The sequence below is a fragment of the Psychrobacter sp. genome (assembly GCF_018260395.1).
In the GTDB taxonomy this organism is placed as follows: domain Bacteria; phylum Pseudomonadota; class Gammaproteobacteria; order Pseudomonadales; family Moraxellaceae; genus Psychrobacter.
This window is the reverse complement of sequence record NZ_JAGLBC010000098.1, coordinates 1-8718: the sequence shown is the minus strand read 5'-3', so window position 1 is coordinate 8718 and position 8718 is coordinate 1. Positions and strand designations below refer to the sequence as shown.

Below are 8718 nucleotides of genomic sequence, written 5' to 3'. Positions count from 1 at the left end.
TAAATTTTTCTACTTTTAAAGCGTAGGTATTTAATTTTGTTCAATTACTTATGTTATATTTAAATAAGTATAAATAAATATTCATCCAACCTAAGGAGTTAATAAACTTGAAAATTTTATTCAGCTTATTGCCAAGTGGTTTCATTGCCATCGCCCTATTCTCTAGCATAGCTGCTCAAGCCAACTATGACTGCGAAATGGATATGGAAAAGGCTTACACTTGTGCTGACAACGCTGTAGTTACAGAGAAAAAACGTCTTAATAAGACTTACATGAAAATATATCAAACTTTGAATACCAGCCAAAAACAAAAACTAGATACTGAGCAAATAGCTTGGATTAAGAGACGTGATGCTAAATGTCTTACCCCTAATGACTCACAACCAATAAATAATATGAAGGTTTGGCAAGAAATTTCAGATTTAGTCTGTATCGCTAATGAAACACAAAGTCGTACTTCCTATTTCCAAAAACGCTTCTCTAAGAAACGTTAGCATAAACAGTTTTATTAGTATTGGTTCAACATATAATAGTAACGATTTCTTAAATAAAAACCACGTTTGGTTGTATACCAGTCGCGGTTTTATTTACTCACTTACTTACTTGCTTGCTTAATTAATCAGTTAGTTAATTATTTATTTACTTATTTCATTAGTTAATTAATTGAAACGTGACAATCTAAATAATCTTAACTAAATAACCTTAAATATTCCACTCAACAAAGTTTTTAAGCAGCTGTAATCCATCTTTATGGCTCTTTTCAGGGTGGAACTGGGTCGCAAATAGGTTGTCTTTGATGACGCTTGCACAAAATGGCTGACCATAGTCACATACTGCGGCAACAACCGACTTGTCCTCCGGCGCACAATAATAACTGTGTACAAAATAAAAATGTGCATGTTCATCGATACCCTGCCAAAGAGGATGCTTGGTATCCATGCCCGATATAGTATTCCATCCCATGTGCGGAATCTTAATCGCTGCGCCTTGCTCATTTGTCCAGTTAGCATCAAACTTCTTGACTTGACCGGATATGATATCTAGACATTGGGTGGTCTCAAACTCTAACGACTCGGTAAACAACGCTTGCATACCGACACAAATCGCCATCACAGGCTTGTTAAATACTACCTCGCATACCGCTTCATCAATGCCCTCTTCTCGCATCTGGGCCATACAATCTCGCATTGCACCGACGCCAGGAAAGACAATTTTATCGGCGGCGCGAATAATTTTTGCATCATTGGTGATAGATACCTCTGCGCCAACAGCCGCTAAGGCTTTACTGGCTGAGTGTAAGTTGCCCATGCCATAGTCGAGCAATGCAATTTTGGTCATAACTTAAAGCGCCTCTTTGGTTGACGGAAGGGTATTCAACGCCCGTTCATCATACTCACACGCCATACGTAAAGCCCGCGCAAAGGCTTTGAAAGTAGACTCAATTTGGTGATGACTGTTTACGCCTTTTAAATTGTCTAAATGCACCGTCATCCAAGCATGATTGACGAAACCAAAAAAGAACTCACTAAATAAATCCACATCAAATTTACCGACATAAGCACGGGTAAATGGGATGTCCATATGTAGACCCGGACGACCAGAGATATCCACCACCGCACGAGATAACGATTCATCTAGCGGTGCATAAAAGTGTCCATAACGGCGAATACCCTTTTTGTCGCCTAATGCTTTTGCAAATGCTTGTCCCAGCGTAATTCCAGTATCTTCAACGCTATGATGGTCATCAATATCGACGTCGCCTTTACAGGTAATATCTAAATCAAATAATCCGTGACGCTTAATTTGGTCAAGCATATGATCTAAAAAAGGCACACCTGTATCAATGGTGCCTTGGCCGGTTCCGTCTAAATTCACAGTCACGCTAATTTGGGTCTCAGCAGTATTGCGAGTGACATTGGCGATACGAGCAGGTCGCTCGGCTGGGTTTGGACTAATTTGGGTAATCATGGCGAATTGGCTCACTAGTTATTGGCTGTTTTATAGAAGTTTATAACATTTATGGAACTGTTTTTAACAGTAATGTCATGATAATAGCAAAGGTACTGAATTTAAGCCATATTCACATACTACCGACAAGTAATGTTTGTTAAAATAGCGTTATTATTTAGCCCATATATTGTTATTGTATGAAGAATTTTTTTTATGAAATCCTATGTTAGATTCAACCAATTAGAGACTAAAAATGCCTTTAGAAGCCGTTGCTATTAACTCTTTTGATGCCCCTGTTATGCGTGAAACGACTCATGATAATGAGTTTCGTGAGCGTATTGGCAAACTGTACTCAGCTGACAATGCCAACCTTGGCGATTTGGCGGACAGCGAGGCAGTGCTCACACTTTTTGAGACCGCTTTTAAGCGTGGCAATTTGATGTATGTGGGTATGTTCAATGACAAACCTATTGCGGCGATTGGTTGTTTTGATGACGGTCAAACCGATACCAAGCGCTTGCAATATCTCGCTATGCATCCTGAAAACGTTAATCGAGGTATTGAGGCCAAGTTTATCAAAATGGTCTATGATAAGGAAATTAAAAAGGGGGTTCGTCAATTTATGCCCGTTGACGAGCAAGTTCATAGAATTATGAGCGACTATGAAATGATTCAACTAAAATAACTTAAAACCTAAAATAACTTAAAATCAGGATATGAGGCCTATTTTGATATTATTTTACCTATTTTGATTTAATTTTCAAAAAAAGGTTGACAGATTATCGAATATTTAGTTTAATAGCGACCTCATAAAGACGGCTCGATAGCTCAGTCGGTAGAGCAAAGGATTGAAAATCCTTGTGTCGGCAGTTCGATTCTGCCTCGAGCCACCATCTTTATTACCAATACTGCTTTACAGCATAAATAACCCTCAAACTACTTTAGTTTGGGGGTTTTTTTATGGTTGCTATTTTAGTTGACTTACCTTTTTCATGACCATGATAGATGTCTTATACAATCCTTTAGGTTCTTCTTATTTAACACTATAACAACTCTATAACTATCGATAGTCGTTAATGCCTTAGTAACTGTCAGGTTACAGAGTCCATATTTACTGCTAATTGCGAACCGTTATACTAAAGACAACTTTATTATTTGACCTAATTTTACTTATGCTTGAATTCAACTACGATTTAGACTATAAAACCCTGAACCTTCGTGAGCATCCTGAGTTATATCGGGTAGGACGTGGCGAACAGGGCGTTTTATTGGTAGAGCCTTATAAATCTGAGATTTTGCCACATTGGCGCTTTGCTACCCCTGATATAGCGCAAGAAAGTAGTGATATTATTTATCAGATGTTCTTAGATTATCTTTCCGATGAGGATTTTGTCGGTGCAGATATGGCACGTAAATTCTTGCAAATGGGCTATACTCGAGCTCGACGTTATGCCAATCACAAAGGTGGTAAAAAATATAAAGGCCCAGTACCAGACGATAAAAAGGGGCAAAGTGGCGCTCATGGTCGTGAAGAGCTTCCGCGTGACGAAGAAGACCCTGTTAAAGCGGAATCTGCACGTATCTTCAAACAAAAATGGGACTTGTGCCGAGAAAACAAAACATACTTAAAAATGAAAAAAGAACATATTGAAAAATATAAAGATGTATCATAACCCTAACGCTAAACCGAGCAATAAAACGACTTAAAAACTTAGCAATAATCCTAGCAATAAACCGAACAAAATACTCGAAATAATAAAGACTTGAGAAAACTATGACCGATTTAAAAAAGAAACTGCTTATTTTTGACTTCGATGGTACCTTAATAGATAGTGTGCCTGATTTGGCACAAGCAGTGAATAATATGCTTACCACGCTAGGTAAATCTAACTTCCCTGTTGCTACCATTCGTAATTGGGTGGGCAACGGATCGCGCAAGCTAGTAGAGCGTGCTCTAGTAGGTGATATTGAGGTCGCAGAGGGTCAATTGGGTGTTGAGGAGGTTGAGGGTGCTGAGCAAGTCTTCTTCGATGCCTATGCCAAAATCAGTGGTAAAAATACGGTAGCCTATCCTAACGTAGATGCTGGGTTAAAACAGTTAAAAGCGACCGGTTTTATTTTGGCTTTAGTGACCAATAAACCGATACAATTCGTGCCTAAGATTTTGCAAAGCTTTGGATGGCAGGATTTATTCACTGAAGTGCTAGGCGGTGATAGCCTACCGACCAAAAAACCTGATCCACAACCTTTGCTTCACGTTTGTCAGCTACTGGGCATAAGTGCTGAGCAAGCGGTAATGATTGGCGATTCAAAGAACGATATTTTGGCGGGTCAAAACGCTAATATAGATACATTAGGTCTGTCTTATGGTTATAATTACGGTCAAGATATTCGTGAGTTAAATCCTAGTGCTACATTTGATGATTTTCAAAGCTTGGTAGACTGGGTATTGGCCCACTACTATTAGTTTTTATTGACTAAAGTAGCCAATCTTCGCAAAGCACTATGTAAACTATTTAATAAATTTAGCTTATTAAGCTTTGATTATCAGACTTGGCTTATTAAATTTTGATTATCAAACTTGGCTTATTAAACTAAAACTAGCCATTCAAACATTTTTATTAGTTAAGGCAACATCATGACCCACACTCCTCCTGCTGACCTACTCGAAAAAGCCAAACATTGGCGTAAAGACATCGTCTTTACTCAAGATGTATTAGGAGCGCCCATGCACTTTACCACCACGTGGGGTATTTTCTCTCCCGAGAAGCTTGATGCAGGCAGCTTGATGCTGCTAGATTACATCGACTTTCAAGTGGATGATGACTCAATCGATCTTGGCTGTGGGTATGGGGTACTGGGCATGGCGGCCGCGCGCGAATGCCCGCAAGGTCAGCATACTTTAATCGATAAAGACTTCATGGCTGTTGAATATGCACGTCGTAATTGTGAGAAAAATGGTCTGAAAAATGTCGATGTGCATTTATCAAATGGCTTCAACCATGTCGATCCAAATAAAGACTTTAGCTTGGTGATGACCAACTTGCCGGCCAAAGTGGGTAAAGAGCAGCATTATTTATACCTATTGGATGCTTATAGCAAAATGCGCTCTGGCGGTCGTTTTTATGTGGTGACCATCAATGGTCTACGTCAGTTTATGAAGCGTGCTTGTACCGAAGTATTTGGCAATACCGAAAAGGTAAAACAGGGGCAAACGTATACCATTACTCGTGCCATCAAAGAATAAAACTTAACTTGATGGTAGTTATAGCTATAGTTTCAGGTACGAGTTGAGATTCAGGCACAGCTAACATAGACAATGTTTTGTTAATCTTATTTCCAATAGATCAATAAAAATTTGATTGACTACAAATCATTCTAGCGTTGACGTTTAATTAAATAAAAGCCTAATAACGCACTCCCTATTATAGGCAGCAATACCATCAATAACGGCGAAGCTCCGGTTGCCAAGGATACAAAACTGGCCAAGTCCTGCATATAGCTAAACATCAGACCAAAGATTAATGCCACCACAATACGCAAACCTAAGCTGTGAGTACGTAGAGACCCAAAAACAAAAGAACAAGCTACAATTACTAGCGATAAGATGGCAAATGGTGATAATAACTTCTGCCAGAAGGCCACTTCATGCTCTAGTGATCGAGTGCCTTGCGCATCATTAAAGCGCATATGATCATAAAGCTGAGTCAATGATAAGTCTTCAGCTCGGCGCGTCAACAGATAAACAGAGCTAGGCGATATCGGCAGATTAATCACATCATCTGACTGGGTTTGTCTAGAAACCAAAGGCTCTCCATTCAACACAAAATCTCGTGATCGCAACACATTATGTGAAGACGTCTGATTAGCAGATTGATTGCTAGTTGCTTGGCTGTTAGTTAATTGGCTGTTAGTTGCTTGATTGTTAACAGATTGAGCATTAATAGATTGAGCGTTAGAGGCTTTATCTTCACTGTCAGCTTTGCTAGACATCATTTGCGCTGCTGTCTCTTGTTCTGATTTTTCAATTGCAGCCCGTTCAGCCAGCTTTAAGGTGGTGACATCTTTTAATTGCCATTGATAGTTAATAAGATTTTTCTCTTCTATTTTCTCTACTAGGGAATGGTTTTGCATACTAGCTTGGGATTGATCATCAGCTTTAGGCAAGTAGATACCACCTGATGCTTTAGAAACGGCGGTCAAGTTGTTATTGGCATCCAAGTGCCAACGCTTTACTTTACCAATATTGCCATTCGCATCTGCGTAATCTATAAAGATAATATTGTGGCCTATTGCACCTTCTGCTGGGTTTGTACCACTTTCAGGTGCATTTTGTAGGGTCCAATAGCCATTAACTGAAGCCAATAAAGCGGTGTCTGGTGAGCGAATTTGATTGGCTTTCAGATTGGTTATTGGCAACACAAACTGATTAATAGCCAAAGCCAATATCACAAAGATAAACGCCGGTTGTAATACCCAGCTAACGATGCGATTAATACTAAGCCCTGCCGCTCTCATCACTATAATTTCAGAGTTATTCGCCAATAGACCTAGTCCAACTACTGCACCCAATAAGGCACCTGTAGGGGTAAATAGAACTAGGGAGTAAGGCGCCTTATAAAAAATATAAGCCAATGCATCAAAGTAAGTATAAGTATCAGAGATTTTTTCTAGTTCTGCCAAGTAGGAAAAAACCAATTGCAATGCCCAAAGCCCTATTATTGCAAATAACATGGCAAATAGAGCGTTCTTCTTAACATAACGAGAGAGAATCTTACCCGGATTAACGCCAGTTAGAGGTGTGGAGCTGCCAAAGTTCATAGGTTTCATTGTTGGCCTCCATTATTCATACTGTCATTGAGGCTTGAGAGTTTACGCTGACCTAACCTAAAGCGCACTCTATGATGAATGCGGCTTGCCCAGTTAAGATATAGTGCCAAAGCGATAAAACTAATGATAGCTATCGGATAACTCAGCACAGATAACGATCCTTTAGTTACCGAATTTTTTAGAGATATAATCACTATGGCACAACTGGCAAAAATAATAATGGCCGGCAACAGTCTTAGCCAGCGTCCCTGTCTAGGACGTACTTGCGCTAGTGGCACTGCTAACATGGGCGCTAAAATAATTAACCAAGGTAATGACAAACGATAGCCTAACTCAGCTTGAGCGGCATTGACTTGTTTCTGGTCCGGTTTTTGTATGGTTGCAGGCTTGTCTGTGCTAGCTTTTTTAGTCAAATCTATTACAGGCGCTGCTTGGCCTGTGGCAGCTTGCCACAATACTGGCAAAGTTTGAGTCGCTACATTTTCATCGGTAATAATATCTTTGGGAGGTTGATTAATACTAATACGATACCGCTCGAAGCTAATTTGGTTATAGACCAAACTATCAGCCCCTACCTCATATCGTCTTCCTTGAAATAAATCTAATTGAGTGCTGTTGCTATTACTACTGCCAACCACTTGTACCGCTCTTTTGGCCAATACAATGACATCACGATCGGCACTATCTGACTCTGCTTGCGTATCAGTAGGCGCCACCGGCTTAGTCAGTTCGGTAATGGTTTTATCTGCTTTAGGCGTTAAATTAGGAACCGTTTTTTCGGCAATTGGCGCTTGGTCTTGTTCGTTTTGTGAGGAGTTAGCTAAATCAGATTTTTTATTATCATTGCTTTCATCACCAGTTTGCACCAGTATGACATCACGCAATTCAGTGCGATCCTCATTCATACCACCAACATATAAATGATAATTGTCACTAGTAATAAAAGACTGTGGACGAATTAAGTCAAAGGCACTGCTTAAAGACTGTTGATGCCAAATACTGTCTGAATTACGCACTCCCCAAGGCTTACCATAAAGCGATAGCCCAGCTTCAATGACGAATAATAACAAGATAAAAGGAATCATTAGTCTTGCCAGACTTCCACGCGAGATACCGCTACCGTTAAGCACCGCCATTTCGTTATCAACATAAAGTCGACCAAATACTAGCATCAATCCGATGAAAAAAGACAGCGGTAGTACCAGTTCCAAAAAGAAAGGTAAGTTATAGCCAATAATGGCAAATAATAAACCTACATCGAGGCGCCCTTCAGCAGCAATACCGAAGTAACGAATCATTCTTCCGCCCAGTAGCAATACCACCAAAAAACCTAGCACTAAAGCGGTAGTTGAGGCGACTTGTCTGGTCATGTATCGGCGTAAAATCACAAGTGAACTCAAATTATGTTAAAAGAAGTGAATGGCTTAATTTCAGCAAATCATAAAGGATTTTGCGAGCAATGAACGGTTATATTGATGAATATTAACAAAGGGCATACATCAATGTGGCATAGCTTATCGTTCGGCAACAAAATACTGATAACAAGGACGTATTATAATCTTAAGCGGTATTGTGATGATAGGGGCATTGCCGTATTGAACATTCAAGTCCGTATTGAACATTTAAATAAACTCAAAGCAGTGACGCTCTTAAGCGGTATTAGATTTGTAGCCTTATACCAGTCTCTCAGCTATTCATTTAATTATTCATTTAATACAAGTTTGTCGCATTTATGAATAATTTAGGAGTGAATATGGTCTTTTATGCTAGCATGATTGTAAGGTCTATAGGGTCGTAATTTGCGTCCATTTGTCCATAATTTATGCCAATATGTTAGACTATCCTTTGGATTTTTTCGACCATGCACTTTTTCGACATTGCATAAGTCATAATCTAATTATCAACAATCTGTCAAATATGAATCTGTCAAATATAAGT

The 8718-nt window shown here is 39.4% G+C and carries 9 protein-coding genes and 1 tRNA gene; 6 read left to right on the top strand and 4 right to left on the bottom strand.

Translation table 11 applies throughout. The annotated features are described in order from the left end of the window. The first annotated feature begins 107 nt into the window (after positions 1-107). Complete coding sequence (locus tag QZ265_RS08020; RefSeq protein ID WP_296405107.1) at positions 108-494, top strand: lysozyme inhibitor LprI family protein; 387 nt, start codon at positions 108-110, stop codon at positions 492-494. 208 nt (positions 495-702) lie between these two features. Here the strand turns inward: QZ265_RS08020 and hisH are convergent, their stop codons facing one another. Together hisH and hisB are read right to left on the bottom strand one after the other, a co-directional pair. Then, entirely contained in the window at positions 703-1338 is a 636-nt protein-coding gene (gene hisH, locus QZ265_RS08015; protein ID WP_296405105.1) for an imidazole glycerol phosphate synthase subunit HisH, read from the bottom strand. A 3-nt stretch (positions 1339-1341) separates the two neighbouring features. Then, on the bottom strand, positions 1342-1968 hold the full coding sequence (gene hisB / locus QZ265_RS08010) for an imidazoleglycerol-phosphate dehydratase HisB (RefSeq protein ID WP_296405102.1): 627 nt from the start codon (positions 1966-1968) through the stop codon (positions 1342-1344). 235 nt (positions 1969-2203) lie between these two features. On the opposite strand from hisB, the gene QZ265_RS08005 reads away from it, so the two are divergent. The 5 genes from QZ265_RS08005 (at position 2204) to QZ265_RS07985 (ending at position 5197) form a co-directional block, all read left to right on the top strand. After that, positions 2204-2635 carry a hypothetical protein gene (locus QZ265_RS08005; protein ID WP_296405100.1) on the top strand — a complete coding sequence of 144 codons (432 nt, stop codon included), beginning with the start codon at positions 2204-2206 and terminating at the stop codon, positions 2633-2635. Between the two features lie 132 nt (positions 2636-2767). Further along, positions 2768-2843 (top strand) — tRNA-Phe (locus tag QZ265_RS08000). 279 nt (positions 2844-3122) lie between these two features. Continuing rightward, complete coding sequence (locus QZ265_RS07995) at positions 3123-3623, top strand: DUF4385 domain-containing protein (RefSeq protein ID WP_296405097.1); 501 nt, start codon at positions 3123-3125, stop codon at positions 3621-3623. Between the two features lie 101 nt (positions 3624-3724). Next, the gene (locus QZ265_RS07990) at positions 3725-4417 is read left to right on the top strand and encodes a phosphoglycolate phosphatase (protein WP_296405095.1); all 693 of its coding nucleotides are present in this window, start codon (positions 3725-3727) and stop codon (positions 4415-4417) included. Positions 4418-4588: 171 nt separating this feature from the next. Continuing rightward, the gene (locus tag QZ265_RS07985) at positions 4589-5197 is read left to right on the top strand and encodes a methyltransferase (protein WP_296405093.1); all 609 of its coding nucleotides are present in this window, start codon (positions 4589-4591) and stop codon (positions 5195-5197) included. 131 nt (positions 5198-5328) lie between these two features. Here the strand turns inward: QZ265_RS07985 and QZ265_RS07980 are convergent, their stop codons facing one another. Next, on the bottom strand, positions 5329-6780 hold the full coding sequence (locus QZ265_RS07980; protein WP_296405091.1) for an LptF/LptG family permease: 1452 nt from the start codon (positions 6778-6780) through the stop codon (positions 5329-5331). Next, positions 6777-8150 (bottom strand): LptF/LptG family permease, encoded by a 1374-nt coding sequence (locus QZ265_RS07975; RefSeq protein WP_296405089.1) that lies wholly within the window; start codon positions 8148-8150, stop codon positions 6777-6779. Before QZ265_RS07975 ends, QZ265_RS07980 begins: the two co-directional genes overlap by 4 nt. Between the last annotated feature and the right edge of the window lie 568 nt (positions 8151-8718).